Raw genomic sequence first — 20,695 nt, 5'->3', positions numbered from 1 at the left:
TCAATCAAAGTTTCAGAATATTGCTTCGATTATTGTTTTCCGAGAGTGACAGAACAGGGTTAAGGAGGACATTTGAGTCATAAAGCAGTCCGAAACTTGAGAGTTCTCCCCAGAAGTAACTGCCATTAGCGTTAGCGAGTCATTGATTGTCAAAGGTTCCCCGCGTTGAAGTAACTGGCATCAAAGTGTCCGTCACACAAAAATAAAAAGAGTTTTCATGAGTTTTATTCTAAGTAGTTAATAATGGCTACTTAGTGGTAATTTGAATAGTTTTTACCGCAAGAGAAAGTTTTGTTGAGACGCGAAACTTCGCGCCTCGCAAACTTGTTGACAAATATTTACCTAAAACTAAAGCAAAAAGACGAATACAAAGGACTTGAGAGCCGATTGATTTTCAAAGATACTTTTCCAAAGTATTAGCTAATGTAGTTTTAGGCACGGCACCGACGACCATATCAACTCTTTGCCCACCTTTAAAAATCATTAAAGTAGGAATGCTGCGGATACCATACTGACTGGCAACATTAGGATTCTCATCCGTGTTGACTTTGACAACTTTTAATTGACCTTCGTATTGAACGGAAATTTCGTCTACAACAGGGGCTACCATCCGGCAGGGACCACACCAGGGGGCCCAAAAGTCAACTAAAACGGGTACATCGCTGTCGAGTACTTCTTGCTTAAAAGTAGAATCCGTAACTTGTGCGGCTGATGACATGCCTAAAAACCTTTGCCAATTATATTTCTGAGTTTCGTGAAAATTCTACCATAGCAAAAACAGCAGCTTAGAAGTGAAGGATGTACATTTGCAAAGAAGCTAAAGATTTTATTTACAAACATAAGGAACCGCCCGAACAGTAGTCCGGGCGGAGTGTGGTGTGAGGAGTGAACGGAAACATGCGTCTCCGCTATATTCTATTGTAGGCTAGATATGTGATTTTTCCAGTGATTGGTCAAGAGTCTGGAAAAATTTTCTTAAGGATTTGAAGTAGGGAATGGGGCATGGGGCATGGGGCAGGGTACAGCACTTCGGCTACGCGGCAGTTGAGTTTCGACTACGCTCAACTACCGCATAGTCGAAACTCAGCAACCGGGGAATTAAGAAAATACCTTGAATTTGTACCTAATCTTTAATATTTCTCCCTTTCTCCCTGCTCCCTGCTCCCTTGCTTCTTCTGCTCCCTAGACCCTAGCCCCTAGCCCTTAGTCCTTTATTTACCCATACCTAATTGTTGAGCTTTTTGGTAAACTTTGCCTTCGGTTAATAGAGAAGGAGCAATCACAACTTCAACTTGCTGCATTTCTTTGATATTTTTAGCTCCTAGTGTACCCATACTAGTTTTTAAGGCTCCCAAAAGATTGTGAGTCCCATCGTCTAGCCCGGCAGGACCGATGAGGATTTGCTCTAGACTACCAGTGGTACTAACGCGAATCCGAGTGCCACGGGGCAATACTGGGCTAGGAGTAGCCATTCCCCAATGATAACCCCGTCCTGGGGCTTGGGCGGCTCTCGCAAAGGGAGAACCAATCATCACGCCATCAGCACCACAGGCAATGCACTTACAGATGTCTCCGCCAGTAATTAAACCGCCATCAGCAATCACAGGGATATAATTGCCAGTTTCATCATAATAATCATCTCTGGCGGCAGCACAATCAGCGATCGCTGTTGCTTGTGGCACACCCACACCTAAAACCCCACGAGAAGTACAAGCTGCACCAGGACCAATCCCCACTAATACCGCAGCCGCCCCAGCTTTTAACAAATTCAAAGTAACTTCGTAAGTGACACAATTCCCCAAAATCACGGGGATGGGCATAGAACGGCAAAACTCCGCTAAATCCAATGGCACTATCGACTCTGGTGACAAATGTGCAGTAGAAACGACTGTAGCTTGCACAAAAAATAAATCTGCCCCAGCTTTTGCCACCACCTCACCGTATTTACTGGCTCCGGCAGGAGTGGAACTTACTGCTGCAATGCCGCCTTGTTGTTTAATTTCCTGAATACGTTTTTCAATTAATTCTGGCTTTATTGGTTCGGCATAAAGTTCTTGCATTAAGGAAACAAATTCATCTTTCCCTACAGAGGTAATTCGATCTAAAATCGGTTCTGGATCTGCATAACGAGTTTGGATACCTTCTAAATTAAGTACGCCTAATGCTCCTAACTGCGATAAACGTACAGCCATCCGCACATCTACTACCCCATCCATTGCACTGGCAATTATCGGGATTTCTCGCTCAATATTACCTATACGCCACCTAGTATCTGCCAAACTCGGATCGAGTGTTCTGTTACCGGGGACTAGAGCAATTTCATCAATTCCATAAGCTCTGCGAGCTGTTTTTCCCCGCCCAAGTTGAATTTCCACGCTTTAAATTTTCTCAAATCTGTTTAAGCTAGGGTATCAAATTGTGGGCGAAGTTGGCGCGATTTTTTGAAAAGTTACTGTCAGGAAGTAGGTCTTAAGAAAGCTAGAAAATTCTGAGCGAGAAAGGTAGAGGTCGATGGCAGAAGGCAAGGTAGCGATCGCAGTATAAATAGTTAACCAGCTGTGTTTATGCATATCTGTCAGAATTGCAGATTTCCGTGGATTTTCGATCACTTAGGGAATGCATGACGCTCTTGATTGGTCAGGTTTAGCTAGATTAAATGTATGCGGGGGTTATGCAGAAATTACTAGAGCAACTAGACAACATCTTCGAGGTTATTGAAAAAGAGGACATTGCACCACCGATCTCAGATGAAAAATTCCGGCGACTTGCAGGTAGACTTCCATTCAAAATTCCAAGCATTATTGAAAATCTCTATAAATGGCATGATGGAATAGAGCAATTTATTCCAGGCTATGATCTTTTGCCTTTATCAGATGCAATTGCTGAATATGAGAATTTGATTGCATTAGGAGAGGAGTATCAAGACAAAGAGTTTTTTGATGAGAGTTTTTTTCCCATACTATATGCTGACAAATCATATATTCTAGTCGATTGCGATCCGAGTTATGAAGCAAGTATTTACTGTTTATTTCTTGAACTCAACGACATATTACAAAGGTATGAAAATGTTGATCAGATGCTTCAAATTGTCGTTGATGCATATCTCAGTAGAGCTTATTACATGGAAGAGGGATTACTCGTAAAAAATCCAGTTCTTCTGCAAAAAATTGAAAGTAAGTATCTTTCTCTAGAGCAGCAGAATCAAAGGGAAGCTGAGTGGAATAAACTCTGTGACGAGTTACACCAACTGGAAAATCGCGATCGCTCTCAAGAGCAATGGGATTTCCAGAAAAGTATACTCATTAGTCGGCTTTATGAGACTTATGATGAACGAGCAATCATCTATTTAACAAAATTTTTGAATGACAATAATCCGCAGATTGTTAGTAAAGCAGCATTTGGTTTAGGTGAATTGAGAGCGCGAGAAAAAGTACCTGAACTCATCAAACTACTCAACCATCCTGCTCAAGTTGTACGTAATTTAGCTGCTTGTGCAATCAGGGAGATTGCTTCACCAGAAGATGAGCTTTTGATACAACCTCTCTTGACTTTACTGGCTGATGAAGCGCATATTGTACAAATTTCTGCTGCTGAGGCACTTGGTCGACTAAAAAATCCCAAAGCTGTTGCAACACTAATTAATTTTTTCATCAATTCGTTGTCAGATAATAAATCAGGAGTTAAGTATCAAATCATAAGTGCGCTTAAACAAATTGGAGATTTCGAGGTAGTTGAGAAATTGAAGCAACAAAAAAGTAAAGTTCCACCTCATCAGGTACAACTCATTGATGAAGCCATAAGCTTGATAGAAAAGGCAAATTGGTAGGTTAGTACGTTGCTAAAAAGCTAATAATCCAGTAGGTACGCCCTCTTTTATGACTGAGTTAGTTGAAAGTGCGATCGCCAAATTGCAAACCTTTTATGAGTGTTAAAATGGAGAGCAGGTTGAGTGATTAGAATGCCTACTACTGCTCAATTAGAAAGTTTATATCGCGTCAGCTATCAGTTGACGTTCATCATGTTTCAACCGATTCATCTGGTCTGTGTTGATCATCGGACTGGAAACCTGTACGTCCTAGCTGGATACGGTTAAGACCTTGAGTCTGAAATTATACCGAACGGAGAGGTGTTCTGATGACTCAAGTTAACTTTGATAATATGAATGATGCCGAGTTGAGACGGTATTTTTTAGCAAACCGCCAAAATCAGGCTGCTCTTCAAGCGTATCTTGATAGGTTCAATCAGCGTCCAAAATCAGTTATCGCCAGCCCAGGCGATCCTGATTTTGACGAAAAAATTCAAGCAGCAATTCGACAGAAACTAGAAGCAGCAAATAATGGTCAGCCAACTAGTAACATAGTAGATCCGACGGAATAGAGTTTTTAAGTTTAAGCTTTCTGGCAGCCAGAATTGTTACCATAAATTCAGATTAGATATTGAAGCCTTGATCCAATCTGAAACTTTAGAACTACTAGAATGGCATCGCCTTTGCCAGCATCTTGCGACATTTGCGGCAACTAAATTAGGGGCGATCGCATCGCTGCATCTGAATATACCTGTATCTCAGATAGCAAGTGAGCAGTTGCTAGCACAAACGAAAGAAATTTATCAATTAGAAAGTCATTTTACTACAGGACTTTCCTTTGAGGGCATTCAAGATATTGGGGATTCCCTAGAACGGTCAGAACTCCAAGGAATTTTGGCAGGAGATGAACTCTTAGCGATCGCTACCACTTTGGCAGGTGCGAGAAATTTACGTCGGGTAATTGATAATCAAGAAGACTTACCCATCCTCAAGGAGTTAGTTGCTGATTTACGGACTTATCCCGAACTAGAGCAAGAAATTCACCGCTGCATTGATGAACGAGGACAGGTAACTGACCGCGCTAGTCAAAAAATGGGGGAAATTCGTACAGATTTGCGGAGAGTACGCAGTCAAATTACTCAAAAATTGCAAAATATTTTACAGGCAAAATCTGGGGCAGTCCAAGAACAGTTAATTACTCAACGGGGCGATCGCTTTGTTATCCCTGTAAAAGCGCCTCAAAAAGACGCGATCCCTGGCATTGTTCACGATACCTCTACCAGTGGTGCGACTCTCTATGTAGAGCCTAATTCTGTAGTTCCTTTAGGCAATCAACTACGGCAAACAATCAAAAGAGAGCAAACAGAAGAAGAAGCGATTCGCCGGGCTTTGACGGAGCAAATAGCAGCAGTCAAACCAGATTTGGAAAGGTTATTAGCAATTGTTACTACCTTAGATTTGGCCACTGCGAGAGCCAGATATAGTTTCTGGTTAGGAGCCAATCCCCCACGATTTATTAACCGCGAAGTCAATGAACTCATTACCTTGCGGCAACTGCGTCATCCGTTGTTAGTGTGGCAGCAACACCATGAACAAGGGCAACCAGTAGTTCCTGTAGATTTATTAATTAGTCCCGATATTCGGGTAGTGACAATTACTGGGCCTAATACTGGCGGGAAAACTGTCACCTTAAAAACTCTAGGATTGGCAGCATTGATGGCTAAGGTAGGTTTATTTGTTCCTGCCCGCGAACCAGTAGAAATGCCTTGGTTCGACCAAGTATTAGCCGATATTGGTGATGAACAATCTCTACAGCAAAGTTTGTCTACATTCTCCGGTCACATTCGCCGAATTAGTCGAATTTTGAATGCAATCAGCAAAGATCACAAAGAGGCCAATGCCCCAATGCCCCATACTTCGACTACGCTCAGTACAAGTGCCCCATGCCCACTTGCCTTGAGCGAAGCCGAAGGGATGCCCAATGCCCTAGTCTTACTTGACGAAGTAGGCGCAGGAACCGATCCGGTTGAGGGTAGTGCTTTGGCGATCGCTTTGTTGCAATATTTAGCTGCTCATGCTCAGTTAACTATTGCTACTACTCACTTTGGGGAATTAAAAGCCCTGAAATATGAAGATCAGCGGTTTGAAAATGCTTCTGTAGAATTTGACGAAAGTACTTTATCGCCTACTTACCGTCTGTTATGGGGCATACCCGGACGTTCTAATGCTTTGACCATTGCCAAGCGCCTAGGGCTGAAATCAGAAGTGGTAGAACAAGCAAAAACTCAAGTGGGAGGCGCAACTGACGAAGTTAATCAAGTAATTGCTGGGTTAGAAGCACAACGTCGCCGTCAAGAAACCAAAGCTAGCGAAGCCCAAGATTTACTACAACAAGCGGAACATTTATACAAAGAAGTATCCGCAAAAGCCGCAAATTTACAAGAGAGAGAACGTGAACTGCGGGCTTCTCAAGAAGTAGCAGTACAGCAAGCGATCGCCCAAGCCAAAGGTGAAATTGCCCAAGTCATTCGCCGTTTGCAGCAAGGTACACCGAAAGCCCAAGATGCCCAACAAGCAACTAATGCTTTAAATGAAATAGCTCAAAAATATCAGCCAGCAGCCCCAACCAAACCTAAAATAGGGTTTATGCCCAAAGTAGGCGATCGTGTCCGTATTTCTCAATTTGGACAAACAGCAGAAGTGTTAACTGCCCCCAATGCAGATGGTGAGTTAAGTGTGCGTTTTGGCGTGATGAAAATGACGGCGAAGTTAGCAGATATTGAGTCATTAGATGGTCAAAAACCAGAACAAGTTGTTAAATCAAAACCAGCACCAGTCGCAGTAACTCCACCACCCCAACCAGTCCCAGCAATTCGCACCTCGCAAAATACTATTGATTTGCGTGGTAAGCGGGTAGCTGATGCCGAATTTATTTTAGATAAAGCAATTTCAGAAGCTACAGGGCCAATCTGGATTATTCACGGACACGGTACTGGTAAGTTGCGCCAAGGCGTTCACGCTTTTTTACAACAGCATTCTAGAGTCAGCCACTACGAAGCAGCCGAACAGGCAGATGGTGGTAGTGGTGTCACAATTGCTCACATTAAATAAAAACTCTATTGCGTCAGTGGCGTGGAGTTTTGTCAGTGTTCAGTAGTAAAGCGAAAATTATGCTGGGGGGATACTCCTCCCAGAGAACTTTTTAAGAAGACATTTAAAGACCACGTCACTTGCGCTTTGGGGATATTAAACCAGATCAAATTGCAAGCAATAAAAAATATTCCCAAGCGATCGCCTGGGAACAAAAAAACTAATTGACTGTTTATTTTTGACTATCTAACTGTCTGCTTCACTGCATCAGCTGCATCTTCAGCACCGCGCTGAACATTGATTTTGGCATTTTCAGCACCGCGTTGGACATTTTTTGTTAGGTCTTGGGTGGCATTTGTAGTGTTGCCCTTAATGTTTTCTATGCCGCGCTTAGTACCTTTAGCTACACCTTCTCCGAGTTCTCCAGCGGAACTGCCAATATCTTCACCCAAGTTTTTAACTCTTTGACCGAGGGGTGTACCTTGGCGGAAATTATCTACATATTGTCCTGGGCTGTCGATTCCTTTTTGATCAACGTTTCTTTGAGCATTGTCCCGAAGGGCTTTAGCTCTAGCTTCTGCTGACTTTTCACCTGCCTTAGCTCTGGAGTCTACGTCACTAAAATTATTCATCCCACTTTTAGGCTCGTTAAGATCATAATTTTTTGTAGGATCGTATCGCTTAGTATACCCTTCAGAAGAGTTAGGACTAGATGGTTGGGCGCTAGGTTGTGGTGGTTGTGCAGCTATTCCTGAAGAACAAGCTTGTGTGAGAATGAGGAAAAATCCTGCCAAAAAAACAGTTAAGACTTTTACTGGACGAATATTCTGTAGCCAATTAATGACTTTTTTCATAGTAATCTCCTTGTGTTTTTGTAACTAAGTGAAATCTGCACCACAAAATGATTTGAGATAAGTTTCAAATCCCAAATTTGTCAACAAGACAAAAGTTTTACTTGCCTAATGCTGGATTTTTTTGCAACTCAGATTTAGAATTTGCTTCACCCGCTTTATCTTTTACAAAACTAGAAGCATCTTTAAATTCTTCTTTCACAGCTTCAAGGCGGTCTTTAACACGGTTTCCTACATTAGATTCATTTTGAATTAGACCACCTGGTTTAGGACGTTGAAAGTCTTGCTCGTTGATTAGCGGTAATTCGCCTTCTTTGTAGATTCTACCTGCTGGTGTTTCTGCACCTGGGTAAAGTATCTTAGACTCTCTGTTTGTGGCAATTAGTATTTGTGAATTTAATTCTAGGCTAGCGCGATCGCGTCCCTGTTTGGTTTCTGAGTTAGTGACTTTTGGATCGGTGGACATTTTATATTTGGTATAGTTGTCTCCACCATGCTTGTAAGGATTGTTAGCTCCACCAGCTTGTACCGCTGGATTTTGGGGATTTGCGCCCTGAGCATTTGCTCCGCCATTACAAGCAGTAGTAACTATTAACAATATGCCCGCCAGAAATATGGTTAAAATCTGGCGTAGTCGCAGCTTTTTCCATATATCTATCAAATTTCTCACTCAGTCCTCCTTTATAGTAAGAACAAAACTTTCCGCTGACAACTTTTTGAATTGAATGTGCGAGCGAGAATGTTGAGTTCTTGCTTTTGAGTTGCTTAATAATTGACTAACAAATACTAAGATTACGCATCAAAAGTTATCGTTACATCTAGCTCAAGTCACATTATTTTTATTACGAATATCCTATGTTTATCTAACTCTGGAGAGAGAGAAATTGCTGCAATACACTTTTATTTATATTGATGTGCTTAATAAATTTCTATATCAGTTAAATTAACAATTGGCGCTAGATAGTATCGTCCTAAAGAAAGAGATCAAACTTCTAATTGGTATATAATTTTGTCATTGTCAATCAACATCAAGAAATTAAAGTTAACTAAATGCCTATATAAAAATTTATTTATTATTCAAGAAATTTAATTAATGGCAATAGCTGCAAGACAATTTGTCAAAACATATACATCACGTTTTCTAATATCTTCACATGTCGATTTCCAAGCTTTGGTGTATAGCTGATGTACTATAAGACTTGAGATATTTAGGCTTAGGTGCTTTAGCTACTAAATGACCAAAAAGATGAAGCAAATTTTACGCTGGATAATTTTGGGTGGAACCCTGTTTTTTCTAGCGAAAGCTTTAAAGGATCACTGGTTTGAGGTGACAGCCATCCGTATTGATGCAGCCGGATGGGCAATATTAGCGATCGCCACAGGCGTAACTTTGCTAGCACATATTTGGGCAGGCTGGATATGGACTTGGGTTTTGCGAGAGTTAAATCAACCTGTACAATCTTCGCAATTTATCCAAGTTTACCTAAAAACAAATATTGCTAAGTATGTACCGGGTAATATTTGGCATTACTACGGGCGAATTGTCGCAGCAAAAAATGCAAATGTTTCTGCTGGTACAGCTACTTTAAGTGTTTTGCTAGAACCGTTACTGATGGCGACGGCAGCTTTAATATTTACTGTCCTATTTGGTAGCCAATTGGCAGCAGCTAATACAACTGCAATTGTACGAATACTACAGTTTGTGGCTTTAGTCGTGGTGCTTTGTGCAGTTCATCCTCTGTTTTTAAACCCAGCGATTCGACTTTTAGCCCGCTTGAAGGTAAAAAAATCTGAGACTAATATAAAGTCAAATATCAGTTTAGGTATCAAACGCTACCCTCTGCAACCTTTATTAGGAGAACTAATCTTTTTGGGATTGCGTAGTATTGGATTTATCTTAACTATATTTGCTTTAGGGGTAGTGAAGTGGAGTCAAATTCCTTTATTACTGGGGGCTTTTAGTTCTGCTTGGTTGCTAGGATTAGTTATTCCTGGTGCGCCTGGTGGTTTAGGCATATTTGAAGCTACTGCGATCGCACTTTTGCAATCTCACTTTCCATCTGCTCTAGTAATTAGTGCGATCGCTTTATATCGCTTGATTAGCATTATATCTGAAACTGCGGGTGCTGTTTTAGCTTGGTTTGACGAACGCCTTGCCAAACCATAAGGTAATCATCTCCATAGTAATCCGGTTTGATTCCCGAATTTAAACGATAAGCGCTATAATTTTTGGGTATTTTCTCTAATTTGAGAAAACACACGATAAGTATCCAAATTTAACTGTGAATCATAATTTTTATCATTTTCTTTCATTTTAATCAAGTTGTATTCAATATTTTCTGCGTAAATTGCAAATGTAATATTAAAAAATTCTATAAAATTAATTAACCACTGACATTCATCTTCTGAATAAGCTTCATAGTAACTAATTAAATTAGCAATCCGAATTTCTAAATGACTGCGAGAATTTTGACAAATCAAAATAATCTTTAAGAGGATAATTACCAAAGTTAAAGGATGACCTTGAGAAAGTAACGCCACAAATAGTAGTGAAGGCTCCCGCCCATTTTCTGTTGTTAGACAATCAACAATGCGATTACAGCTTCTCAATAATAAATGTTTATTGATCAGTTCTTCATCATGATCAATATTCCAAGATGATAGTTTATCTGTTAAATTATGCCTAAAAACTTTTACTAACTCTTGATTTATAGAGTAAAACAAATATTTCTGAATACTTTCTTTAAACTCTTTTAGTGTTTGATTTTGAGTTTGCTTCAGAAAAATATTTGCTAAATTTTCATAACTAAATATACCTTTTTTGACAACAATTATCTTGATTAAGCGCAAAACATCATCTCCCAAAATACTGGGATTGCTATAGCGTGATACATTTGAAGCCGCTGATTGAGAACGAGCAATATACATCGCTAGTTCAAATTTAAATGTATCTTTCATTTGCTTGGAGAGATTTGCCGCAGCTTCTTGTTGCTCTTGGGGATTATTGACATCAAAAGATTGAGCTACCAACAAATAAGCACTATAGCGATTAGACCAATGAACTTTCTTAGTATCGTCATATTTATAAGCAAATAATTTTAGCTCTTCATAGTCATTGCTAATAACAAATTTTTGTAGCCAACATTTGTAAAGATTTAAATCAGGAGGATAATTTAACTCTATATTAGAATATTCAGCAAATAAATTAATTAACTCTTGAATGTACTTGTGCTTTCTTTTAGATGCCCAGTTATTAACTAAGATGTAACAACAACGCTTAATTGTATTGCGAAACTCATGCTCGTCATTGATAAAACTAATTCCATGTATTGCTGGGATGATATCCGAACTGCCAAAATCAAGGCAATCTATAAATAGTCGTTTAAATTCTCGCAGAACATCCTCTGGCGGCCATTTGTTCACAATTTCCACTAAATATCTGAAAATCATTTCTTGTCTGATTTGCAGATTTAGTTTTTGAGAGTTGGGCTTAACAATATCTTGATATTTTTGACTACTTGGTAAACTTTTAGCGATCATGCCAGTTCTCAAGGCCAATAAGTTTGCGGTTTTTACTGTTATCAGCTTAACCTTGGTAAATTGTAGTATCAATATCTGTCTTCAAAGATTCAGTAATGTTTTGACGCACATTTGATAAACCTACGGTTGACATATTAAAACTTAACTATCAATTGTTTAAGCTTTAAGAAAAATTACTGATACCGTTTCTTTGTGAAGCTGCGCCAAATAATAGCTTTTTCAACGCAAAGATTTTTTAAAGATAATTATAATTCGCTATGTTTTAAAATCATTAGACGCATCTTCTCTTTGCGCCTTTGCGCCTACCCTGCGGGAACGCCTAAAGGCGAATGCGTGAGATAAAAATCATCCACTTATTCAGCAACGCCAGAAATCACTCTCAACATACAACGAGACCTGCCTATACTTGCTAGACAGGTCTATGATGTTTAACTTTGTAGTGGGGGTGGAGGGACTTGAACCCTCACGACCTTTTACGGTCAACGGATTTTCATTCTTCCGTAGCTTTCACTACTGCCTAGAAGCTTTAGCAATCTTTGGCTTTAAGAATTGGACTCTCCCTTTACCCTCGACTTAACGTTAGGGTAGCTCCCGTCGAGTCTCTGCACCTTCCCTAGATTTTTGGTTGAATAACAACCTTAAACTCTTGGGCTTGGCTCAGGATTGCCGTATCTGTCACCAGATTTAGGTTTCCCTGAGTTTGAGAGCTTACACTTGAGGGGTTTCTCCTTCAAGGCTCAGTTATCTAAGTCCGTAGCGTCTACCATTCCGCCACACCCCCTAGTATTTTAGGGAGCCACTGACATTTATAGAGGCAGCAAATACCTCCTCATCTATTCCAGCATCAATTGTATCTTTTGTGCAACTAAATTGAAAAAATTTTGTCTATCATGAGCGATCGTATTACAGAGTGGGAATTTTCCCTTGTTTCTTCGCAATCAATCTAGATAATTATTCTCAATTTTACCTGACAAAAAAGTATATTTGCCACTGGCTTTGATATTGTAGCATCATCGGAGTTTTAATCAAGACTTAAACTAAAAATTCCTGAACCTGATATTGTAAAAGCACAACAGCTATCCTTTCCTCAACTGAGGCATTCAGCCTATGATGGGAATATAGATGCACCAAATGGTCTTGTCTACTTAGAGAAAAAATCTATGATTGTCGCCCCGTTGTATCTGGCTTTGGCTGGAGCTTACCTGTTAGTAGTGCCTGTTGCTATCTTGCTGTACCTCAAGCAGCGTTGGTATGTAGTTAGCGCCATTGAACGCACCTTTATGTACTTTCTGGTGTTCTTTTTCTTTCCAGGTTTGTTAGTTCTATCGCCGTTTTTGAATTTTCGACCTAAGCGGCGACAAATTGAAGTTTAATGAGATTGGTAGGTCATAACTCTCATGCGACGCATTGACGCTATTGGAATTGGCTTGGGTGTTTTTATTGCTGGCGGCTTGGCATATATAGGATTACAGCTAGTCGGTTTAGACTTTCAACAGGCTGGTGTATGGAGCCAAGTCTTGCTAGTCAGCGGACTGATTGGCTGGTTAGCTACCTATATTTTCCGCGCTGTAGGCAAAAACATGACTTACCATCAACAGCGGGAACAGTATGAACAAGCCTTTTTCCAAAAACGCCTTGAAGAACTTACTCCCGAAGAACTAGCAAAAATTCAAGCTGAGATAGAACAAGAAGAACAAATTCAGACTTAACTAAAAGGACATTAGGCACTTGTACTGAGCGTCGGTTGCTGAGCGTAGTCGAAGCAAGCCGAAGTATTGGGCATGGGGCAGAAGAAAAGTACGGTCTTCTCCCTTTGCCCTACTTTTCTTGTGTCTGCGTCCTATTTTTTATTTGTCTGTGTTTCCTGCGTACTTTGTGGTATTTTCCTACGGCAAGCCACTTGATTTTCTATATTTTTCCGTTATTTATACATAATTTTTGTAACCGATAATATTCTTTATCTGTAGTAAGTCATTAACAGAATGAAACAAAATTCGGAAAATACTTTAAAAGTTGCTCAACAAGCATTTGAGTATTTTAAGCATGGTTTAGCAACAGGTGATTGGGAAGCATTTTTAGAAATACTCACAGAAAATTTTATCTTTTGGTTTCCCACAGGAAAATTCCAGGGTTGGAATGTAGGAAAAGAGCAAGCTAAAGAGTTTTTTGCATATGTATCAAAGTCTTTTCCAGACGGAATCAGCTTAAATTTAGATAGTTTTACTTATAATGCAACAACAGTAGTGTTTGAGTTCAAAGATCAAGGAGTTTTATTTGGACAGTCTTACAAAAACCGCGTGGCAGTTTCCTTTGATGTAGATGGAAACAAAATTTGTGGTTATCGAGAATATTTTGGTAGTGACGGCAAATCGTCTTAATTTGGGATAAGAAAATTAGATGAACCATTAGTTTTTGTTAGCGTTAAATTCTTTAAGTTCTCGGCACTTGGCTTCTGCTGCTTGATAAGCTGCTAAATATTCCTGACCACCCAACATGACATCGCCATAATATTCGTATGGTGTACCACCATAAATTGGTAGCGGGTCGTCTTCTGGATAATCTTCTTTTGATTCTTCTATTACTGCTTTGAGTTGCTTGATACTCAAGCTTTGGGCTGCAAAATACCAAAGTGATTGGGGTTGTTTGTGCAGGTGTGGGAATGTAGGATCGATGATACGTATAACTCGTTCGTTACCAGAGGCATCCTCTAATTCAATCCAACTGTGTTCAATAGGTTGGTATGGTTTCTCGGCAACAACTAAAAAACCCTGGACGTACTTTGCTTTCTCTTTTGCTAATGCTGCTTTATAAGCATTAACAAACGGCTGATTAGGCTTGCTTTTTATGCTTTCAGCAACTTCAAGTGAAAGCGTTTCATCTAATGCTTTGTTCATCTACAGGTGTAATTTGGAGCGCCGATAACAATATGCTATCACTCCCATACTTAAGGAAGTGAATCAGGATTTATACTTAGTGCGTCGTAATCATTCATAAAGAATTGAACGCGTTGTTGGCTTGTTTTACTCGTTCTTTTACTTGCCTTGCTTCCCCTGCTTCCTCTGCCTCCCCTGCTTCCCCTGCCTACTAAAACTAATATCTTTGAACTTAAATAGGTATGCTCCCCAACTGTGGCACAATAAAATAATTGTAATAAAAAAATATTGTTAAGGTAGCTTAGTGACTCCAACTGCTCAATCCACGGCAAGTGCGCGTCGCGTGGTATTTCCATTTACGGCAATCGTAGGTCAGGAAGAAATGAAACTGGCGCTGCTATTGAACGTGATTGATCCCAAAATCGGTGGTGTAATGATTATGGGCGATCGCGGTACTGGTAAATCTACAACTATTCGGGCACTGGCTGACTTATTGCCAGAAATCACTGTAGTTGCCAATGATCCCTTCAACAGTGACCCCAACGACCCCGACGTTATGAGCGATGAAGTCCGTCAACAGGTAGACCAAGGGTTAGAAATACCCGTGGAATTGAAAAAAGTTCAAATGGTAGACCTACCATTGGGAGCCACAGAAGACCGGGTTTGCGGCACTATCGACATTGAAAAAGCTTTATCTGAGGGGGTGAAAGCCTTTGAACCGGGATTGTTAGCCAAAGCTAACAGAGGCATCTTGTATGTAGATGAAGTCAACTTGCTCGATGACCACCTTGTAGACGTATTACTCGACTCCGCGGCTAGTGGCTGGAACACCGTAGAACGGGAAGGTATTTCTATCCGTCACCCAGCCCGGTTTGTGCTTGTGGGTTCTGGAAACCCAGAAGAAGGTGAATTACGCCCTCAGTTACTTGACCGTTTTGGGATGCACGCAGAAATTCACACGGTTAAAGAACCAGCTTTAAGAGTACAAATTGTGGAACAACGGGCGGACTTTGACCAAAATCCTCCTATTTTCTTAGATAAATATAAACCTGAGCAAGAATCACTACAACAGAAAATTGTCAACGCCCAAAAGCTATTGCCAGAAGTAAAACTTGATTATGACCTGCGGGTAAAAATTTCTGAAGTCTGCTCAGAACTAGATGTAGATGGCTTACGGGGCGATATTGTTACTAACCGTGCAGCTAAAGCCTTAACAGCTTATGAAGGACGTACCGAAGTCACAGTTGATGATATTCGGCGCGTAATTACTTTATCTTTGCGTCACAGACTGCGGAAAGATCCTTTAGAATCTATTGACTCTGGCTACAAAGTGGAAAAAGCTTTTGCTCGTGTTTTTGGTGTGGAACTCACAGAAGATGACGCTGCACAAAAAAATGGTGCAGGTCAAATAAAAACAGGTATTCGTTAATTAAAGTGAGGTATTTAGTCAGTAGTCAGTAGAACAAAACAACACTTCGGCATGGTTCGACTGCGCCCTTCGGCTGCGCTCAGGCTAAACTCACCAGCCACTCAGTGCATTGCTGACAACTGACAACACTTCGACAAGCTCAGTGCATCGCTGACAACTGACAATAAACTCAGTACCCAATATGAGATTGTGGAACTTCTGGATAAACAGCTTTATTTTAGCTAGCCAATACAATCCACCCAGGTTTGTAGAATTATTAATGCTGATGCTAGCGATCGCCATGTTAGCAATTGCAACAATTTCACCGGATAGACCGTATTTGGTACTAGGCTTGAGCCTTGTAGTTGGAGCATCTATTTCTATTTTAGTACGAGAGGCGATCGCTCCCTCACCCCAAACACGAGTTACCCAATTCACGGCATTATTATTGCTCCTAATTAGCCTGTATGGCTTTGCCGATTTACTTCAAACTCTCTAAACTAGTCAGTTTTTATTAACCACACAACTAACAACTGACAACTAACCCCACCCCTGCATTTCTACTAATTCCATACATAATTCATTAATTTGTTCTAAATCAGGTCTGGGAGGCAGAATTGATTCTTCGTAAACCAGTTCCATTTGGGCAACTAAATCCTCCGCCATCTTCATCACTTCCTCATAAGAATACTCACCTTTAAGGATGGCTTTTAAATCATCAACATCACCAGCTATTCTTCTATCTACAATTACTTGCCCTTGCTGTAATATTTCCAATCCACTGCGGAGTAATCTAATGCAGTGCATCCCGTGTTTCAGGTCAAAACCCGATTTTCTTTCCATTTCTGCCCTAGCTGGATTCCTATTCTCCTGCCATGACAAGTAAGCTTTCCATTCTCTCAAAGCCACTTGATAGTTTTGGCTTTTTTTTAATAAGCGAATAAAATCTTTACGGCTATTGGTTAACTTTTGGGTGTATTCCAAAGTTGCATCAGGTAAAGTATATTGCTTTAAAACTCCTTTAAAATCAATATCTGCCGTTAGCAATTTATATAATTGTTCTGCTTCTTCTAAAAATTCAATCCGTCCTCTAATTAAGTTATAAAGATACTCCAAAAAAGCATTTAACTCATCTTTAATTAAAACTGCTTCATCTTCTATACCAAAATCAGATGGTATTGGCTTTTTTTGCGGTGGATTTAACAACCACTTCCGATGAGTTTCCATCTTTTTAATTTGGGCAAATGCATAGCCAGAGTAAGTATGCTTAACTTTCTTACTCAAAAATAGTTTTTTGTGTTTAATTAAATATTGACCAACAGAGGTTAAAACAGGATAGTTATTTAACCATAGCAATTCTAAAACATTGGGATTAGCTCCTGATAATAACTGAATGATTTTCTTGAGTTCATATATAACTGTATCTTTATTACCATCAATAAAAGGAAATATACCAAGTTCATCCCAACCTGCATCTTTTTGTTCTACGCGGTCAAATCCCAAATAATATCTTTTAGGTGCGATAAAGACTCCCCGAAAATCTAAATCAGAATCAGGACGATTTAACCCATAACCGTGGCTACCAGCTAAACCAATCAAAATAGTTCTTTGTTCAACTTCTAGTCTTTTCATATCGCTAAACTAAAAATATGTATAAAAATTAAAGTTATGACTAGCTTTTATACTTCACCACTATTAAGTTAGCTTTACTCCCAAATCTTTTGAACGGGATATGAATCAAATATCATATCTATACTTAATAAAGGTATGTTTTCAACTATTGACTGAGCGATTAAAATTCGGTCAAATGGATCGCGGTGATGGCTTGGTAAACTTTCAAGAGCATAGATATGAGACAATTCAATGGGTAATATTTGTAATTTATTAACCTGCTGTTGTCTTTCTATCAAGTTTGACAATGCTGAATTTAAATTGAGCTTGCCAGACTGTAGTTTAATTTGCATTTCCCAAATACTAGCAATACTAAACATCAGAGTATTGCTAGGATCAACAATTAAGTTATAAACATTGAGTGATAGTTTTTCTGAACTTGATGACCACCAAATAAGTTCGTGGGTGTCTAACAGTAATTTCATACTTTCCCTTCACCTAACCAAAATTCGTCCGGTAAAGGGTCATTAAAATCATCACTCATCCAAATTTCTCCTTTGTTTAAGTCTGGGATACGTTTTTGAGGTGGTTGTTCGGGTTGAGCATATTTTTGTGCTAAAAATTCCACAAAATCTAGCACTTGCTGTTGCTGTTCTGGTGCTAAGGTTTGCAGCTTGGCAATTAATTCTGAAGTAGTGTCTACAACTTGAGCAGTCATATTATCCTTTTGTTGTGAGTGTCTGATTTTATGTTAATTGTTTATTGGAGGCGATCGCATCGCTGTAAACTGGCAGCTTATGAAGCTATACACAGAAAAAATCTGAGTAATAATTATCCATTACTCAGACTCGTTGTGTTCTGTGTCACCATTAACTACACAAACGACTATTAAGATTTCACAATATCTAAAATTTTTAACTTGACTTAATACTAAATAATCACATACAATTTTAGATTGTCTGTCTCATTCCTGCTCGGATCAGGTAGACATATTACAAAAGCTAGCAATAGCGATTTATTAAAACAAGATAAATAGCATCTCTTGATACGAGATTAAAGCTAGCTACCTGTACGGCAACTTCAAGGACAATTCCATGACCTACGCAATTATTGAAACTGGCGGCAAACAAATACGAGTTGAGCCAGGCCGCTTTTATGATATTGAACTGCTTGCTGCTGAAGCAGATGAAAAAGTTACAATTGAATCAGTATTACTAGTACAGCATGACGGTGAAGTCACTATTGGACAGCCGTTAGTCTCAGGGGCGACTGTAGAAGGGACAGTGGTGCGAAACCTTAGAGGTCGCAAAGTCCTGGTATACAAGATGAAGCCGAAAAAGAAAACCCGTAAAAAACGGGGGCATCGTCAAGAAATTACTAGACTGATGATTAATTCCATCAACCTCAACGGTACAATACTAGCTGCCGAAGAAACTGCAAGTATAGAACCTCCTACCGTTGAAGATTTTCCTGTGGAAGAGACTGCTGAATAATAGACGCAAAAATACAAGAGGAAATTATGGCTCACAAGAAAGGAACAGGTAGTACACGCAACGGGCGCGATTCTAACGCCCAACGCTTGGGTGTGAAACGCTATGGTAGCGAAGTTGTGCGTGCAGGAAACATCCTTGTGCGTCAGCGTGGTACGAAATTTCACCCAGGCAACAATGTCGGTATTGGTAGTGATGACACTTTATTTGCCTTAATTGACGGCGTAGTTACGTTTGAGAGAAAGGGCAAAACCCGCAAAAAAATTAGTGTTTACCCAGTTGCTACCACAGTTGAGACAGTAGCTAGCTAGAGTGTTGAGGGTGGATAAATACCCACCCTTAACTACCACCATATTCTTTGCGAAGATAATGTTTGCATACCTGCACCTAAAGCAACGCCTGTCAATGAAGTGATAGAAGTCATCAAAAAGGCTTGCCCTTCACTAAACTTAGCTCCTTGAAAGTCAATTCTTGCTAATATAGCCGCAGAAATGATCAACAAAGTATCTAAAAATACGCGGAACCAAGCCAGCATCAAAAAAAACAAGAATGCCCCGAAAACGGCAACGGCAAAAGATCGGATGTTGGAGCTAAATAAAATAGTAGAGTACTGAGTAATTAAGGACAAAGGAGCAGTTAAGCTTCCTACCAAAAGTAAGACAGAAAGCAGAACTACTAGCCACACAGATAAAGAGGTTTGTGCTTCAGATAACACCCAACCTAGAGTACTATAGCTAAGTAGCACTAAGGCTAAGGAAACCCAGGGAAGTCTTTTCAAAATTGACATGAATTGGTATTGCCGTTAACGGTTAAATCTACTGCTCAACAGAATTTAGCACCAATAAAAGCTTTGCTTGAGGGATTACTCAGATTGTGATTCTTATTTATTGCAATGGCTTAGGCTATAAATTTACCATCCTGTTTTCTCTAGATTCAATCAATAAGTTGCTATGCTTTTGCCAAGAAAGTCAACCTACTTCGTAGATAATTACGTCACAAACTATTAAAAATTTTCATAAACATTTGTAAACTATTAGCAGCAGAGTAGCCACGTATCACATCTTGATTAAGGAATCCTTATGAGACAAATTGTTATTGCTGAACGTGTATTCCTAACTGGTCATATTGTATCAATGGTATTTGGGTTAGTAGGAATATTACTAGTTGTACCTAATGCTGAGGTAATTTTGCATTTATCTGAGGTTGGACAGACTGCTATGCAGTGGAGTCTGGCTGGCGGTGGTGTAGCCTATATGATTTTGGGTACAGCCGCTGTTTTTTTGTATGGTTTGCGGATATTGGGTTTGGGTCGCATTTTGGCGTTTATGCTGCCCGCAGTAGTAATATCCTTAACCAGTGAATTGCTAGGAACCAGTACAGGCTTCCCTTTTGGTCACTACAGTTATTTAAGTGGTTTGGGCTATAAGATTGCTGGTTTAGTACCATTTACAATTCCCTTGTCATGGTTTTATGTGGGATGTGTTGCTTACCTGCTGGCGCGTACTGGTTTAAAAGTAGATCAAAAACCTAGCTTGTTGCGTCATCTAGCTGCTATTGGTTTTGGTGCTTTATTGCTCACTTCTTGGGATTTTGTGCTTGACCCTGCCATGAGCCAAACTTCATTACCGTTTTGGTATTGGCAACAACCGGGTGCTTTCTTTGGAATGCCTTACCAAAATTTTGCAGGTTGGTTGGGTACAGGCTCAATTTTTATGACTGTGGCAGCATTGTTATGGAAAAATAACCCAATTAAATTAGAGCGATCGCAGCTTAATGTACCCTTAGTAGTGTATTTAAGCAACTTTGGTTTTGCTACAGTAATGAGTTTGGCAGCTGGATTTTCCATTCCTGTGTTGCTTGGCTTGTTGTTAGGTGTAGCTCCGGCTGTAGGATTTTGGTTGAAGGCTTCAACCACTTCTGACCAAGTTAATATCGAACCAGTAGCACAAGAAGTCTCAGTAGCAAGTGTTAAAGTTGCTTTGAAATAAAGCGTAGGAAACAGGAATTATATTATGTCCGCTTGATAG

Annotated in this window: 23 protein-coding genes and 1 pseudogene; 13 read left to right on the top strand and 11 right to left on the bottom strand. The window is 39.8% G+C overall.

What is annotated here, in order from left to right; translation table 11 throughout:
• Positions 1-394: 394 nt before the first annotated feature.
• The 3 genes and pseudogenes from trxA to QI031_RS10600 form a co-directional block, all read right to left on the bottom strand.
• A pseudogene (gene trxA, locus QI031_RS10610) lies at positions 395-742 on the bottom strand (thioredoxin); the annotation flags it as partial.
• 469 nt (positions 743-1,211) lie between these two features.
• Positions 1,212-2,375, bottom strand: coding sequence for a GuaB3 family IMP dehydrogenase-related protein (locus tag QI031_RS10605; RefSeq protein WP_281485130.1), 1,164 nt, complete (start codon positions 2,373-2,375; stop codon positions 1,212-1,214).
• A 36-nt stretch (positions 2,376-2,411) separates the two neighbouring features.
• Complete coding sequence (locus tag QI031_RS10600) at positions 2,412-2,570, bottom strand: hypothetical protein (protein ID WP_281485129.1); 159 nt, start codon at positions 2,568-2,570, stop codon at positions 2,412-2,414.
• Positions 2,571-2,671: 101 nt separating this feature from the next.
• Between QI031_RS10600 and QI031_RS10595 the strand changes: the two genes are divergently transcribed.
• From QI031_RS10595 to QI031_RS10580, 4 genes are all read left to right on the top strand, one after another.
• Positions 2,672-3,826 (top strand): HEAT repeat domain-containing protein, encoded by a 1,155-nt coding sequence (locus tag QI031_RS10595; protein WP_281485128.1) that lies wholly within the window; start codon positions 2,672-2,674, stop codon positions 3,824-3,826.
• Between the two features lie 132 nt (positions 3,827-3,958).
• Entirely contained in the window at positions 3,959-4,093 is a 135-nt protein-coding gene (locus tag QI031_RS10590) for a DUF6888 family protein (RefSeq protein WP_281485127.1), read from the top strand.
• A 41-nt stretch (positions 4,094-4,134) separates the two neighbouring features.
• Complete coding sequence (locus tag QI031_RS10585; RefSeq protein WP_281485126.1) at positions 4,135-4,377, top strand: DUF6887 family protein; 243 nt, start codon at positions 4,135-4,137, stop codon at positions 4,375-4,377.
• Positions 4,378-4,444: 67 nt separating this feature from the next.
• Complete coding sequence (locus QI031_RS10580) at positions 4,445-6,916, top strand: endonuclease MutS2 (protein ID WP_281485125.1); 2,472 nt, start codon at positions 4,445-4,447, stop codon at positions 6,914-6,916.
• Positions 6,917-7,137: 221 nt separating this feature from the next.
• Here the strand turns inward: QI031_RS10580 and QI031_RS10575 are convergent, their stop codons facing one another.
• Both QI031_RS10575 and QI031_RS10570 read right to left on the bottom strand, forming a co-directional pair.
• On the bottom strand, positions 7,138-7,749 hold the full coding sequence (locus QI031_RS10575; RefSeq protein WP_281485124.1) for a DUF6658 family protein: 612 nt from the start codon (positions 7,747-7,749) through the stop codon (positions 7,138-7,140).
• Between the two features lie 97 nt (positions 7,750-7,846).
• Positions 7,847-8,416: a DUF6658 family protein gene (locus QI031_RS10570; protein WP_281485123.1), complete on the bottom strand. Its 570-nt coding sequence runs from the start codon at positions 8,414-8,416 to the stop codon at positions 7,847-7,849.
• A 576-nt stretch (positions 8,417-8,992) separates the two neighbouring features.
• Here QI031_RS10570 and QI031_RS10565 point away from each other — a divergent pair.
• Positions 8,993-9,913, top strand: coding sequence for a lysylphosphatidylglycerol synthase domain-containing protein (locus QI031_RS10565; protein WP_281485122.1), 921 nt, complete (start codon positions 8,993-8,995; stop codon positions 9,911-9,913).
• A gap of 53 nt (positions 9,914-9,966) precedes the next feature.
• Here QI031_RS10565 and QI031_RS10560 read toward each other — a convergent pair whose 3' ends face one another.
• Positions 9,967-11,286, bottom strand: coding sequence for a hypothetical protein (locus QI031_RS10560; RefSeq protein WP_281485121.1), 1,320 nt, complete (start codon positions 11,284-11,286; stop codon positions 9,967-9,969).
• Positions 11,287-12,446: 1,160 nt separating this feature from the next.
• Here QI031_RS10560 and ndhL point away from each other — a divergent pair.
• The 3 genes from ndhL (at position 12,447) to QI031_RS10545 (ending at position 13,664) form a co-directional block, all read left to right on the top strand.
• A complete protein-coding gene (gene ndhL, locus QI031_RS10555; protein WP_281485120.1) occupies positions 12,447-12,659 on the top strand; it encodes an NAD(P)H-quinone oxidoreductase subunit L in 213 nt (70 codons plus the stop codon).
• 24 nt (positions 12,660-12,683) lie between these two features.
• Complete coding sequence (locus QI031_RS10550; RefSeq protein WP_281485119.1) at positions 12,684-12,995, top strand: DUF3007 family protein; 312 nt, start codon at positions 12,684-12,686, stop codon at positions 12,993-12,995.
• A 273-nt stretch (positions 12,996-13,268) separates the two neighbouring features.
• A complete protein-coding gene (locus QI031_RS10545) occupies positions 13,269-13,664 on the top strand; it encodes a nuclear transport factor 2 family protein (RefSeq protein WP_281485118.1) in 396 nt (131 codons plus the stop codon).
• A gap of 27 nt (positions 13,665-13,691) precedes the next feature.
• Here QI031_RS10545 and QI031_RS10540 read toward each other — a convergent pair whose 3' ends face one another.
• Positions 13,692-14,180, bottom strand: coding sequence for a hypothetical protein (locus tag QI031_RS10540; RefSeq protein WP_281485117.1), 489 nt, complete (start codon positions 14,178-14,180; stop codon positions 13,692-13,694).
• A gap of 283 nt (positions 14,181-14,463) precedes the next feature.
• Here QI031_RS10540 and bchI point away from each other — a divergent pair, with 283 nt between their 5' ends.
• Both bchI and QI031_RS10530 read left to right on the top strand, forming a co-directional pair.
• On the top strand, positions 14,464-15,588 hold the full coding sequence (gene bchI, locus QI031_RS10535; protein WP_281485116.1) for a magnesium chelatase ATPase subunit I: 1,125 nt from the start codon (positions 14,464-14,466) through the stop codon (positions 15,586-15,588).
• A gap of 181 nt (positions 15,589-15,769) precedes the next feature.
• The gene (locus tag QI031_RS10530; protein ID WP_281485115.1) at positions 15,770-16,066 is read left to right on the top strand and encodes a hypothetical protein; all 297 of its coding nucleotides are present in this window, start codon (positions 15,770-15,772) and stop codon (positions 16,064-16,066) included.
• A 41-nt stretch (positions 16,067-16,107) separates the two neighbouring features.
• Here QI031_RS10530 and QI031_RS10525 read toward each other — a convergent pair whose 3' ends face one another.
• From QI031_RS10525 to QI031_RS10515, 3 genes are all read right to left on the bottom strand, one after another.
• Entirely contained in the window at positions 16,108-17,199 is a 1,092-nt protein-coding gene (locus QI031_RS10525; RefSeq protein ID WP_281485114.1) for a nucleotidyltransferase domain-containing protein, read from the bottom strand.
• Positions 17,200-17,273: 74 nt separating this feature from the next.
• Positions 17,274-17,663 (bottom strand): type II toxin-antitoxin system VapC family toxin, encoded by a 390-nt coding sequence (locus tag QI031_RS10520; protein ID WP_281485113.1) that lies wholly within the window; start codon positions 17,661-17,663, stop codon positions 17,274-17,276.
• Positions 17,660-17,896: a DUF2281 domain-containing protein gene (locus QI031_RS10515; RefSeq protein WP_281485112.1), complete on the bottom strand. Its 237-nt coding sequence runs from the start codon at positions 17,894-17,896 to the stop codon at positions 17,660-17,662. Before QI031_RS10515 ends, QI031_RS10520 begins: the two co-directional genes overlap by 4 nt.
• Before the next feature lie 376 nt (positions 17,897-18,272).
• Here QI031_RS10515 and rplU point away from each other — a divergent pair, with 376 nt between their 5' ends.
• Together rplU and rpmA are read left to right on the top strand one after the other, a co-directional pair.
• Complete coding sequence (gene rplU / locus QI031_RS10510) at positions 18,273-18,671, top strand: 50S ribosomal protein L21 (protein WP_281485111.1); 399 nt, start codon at positions 18,273-18,275, stop codon at positions 18,669-18,671.
• 26 nt (positions 18,672-18,697) lie between these two features.
• A complete protein-coding gene (gene rpmA, locus QI031_RS10505; protein ID WP_281485110.1) occupies positions 18,698-18,979 on the top strand; it encodes a 50S ribosomal protein L27 in 282 nt (93 codons plus the stop codon).
• 32 nt (positions 18,980-19,011) lie between these two features.
• On the opposite strand, the gene QI031_RS10500 is transcribed toward rpmA, so the two are convergent.
• On the bottom strand, positions 19,012-19,455 hold the full coding sequence (locus QI031_RS10500; protein WP_281485109.1) for a hypothetical protein: 444 nt from the start codon (positions 19,453-19,455) through the stop codon (positions 19,012-19,014).
• A gap of 292 nt (positions 19,456-19,747) precedes the next feature.
• On the opposite strand from QI031_RS10500, the gene cruF reads away from it, so the two are divergent.
• A complete protein-coding gene (cruF, locus tag QI031_RS10495) occupies positions 19,748-20,656 on the top strand; it encodes a gamma-carotene 1'-hydroxylase CruF (protein WP_281485108.1) in 909 nt (302 codons plus the stop codon).
• The last annotated feature ends 39 nt before the right edge of the window (positions 20,657-20,695 follow it).

The organism is Halotia branconii CENA392, from assembly GCF_029953635.1.
GTDB classification, from domain to species: Bacteria; Cyanobacteriota; Cyanobacteriia; order Cyanobacteriales; family Nostocaceae; genus Halotia; species Halotia branconii.
Note: the sequence above shows the minus strand (reverse complement) of the source record. Positions and strands in the feature narration are given on the sequence as shown.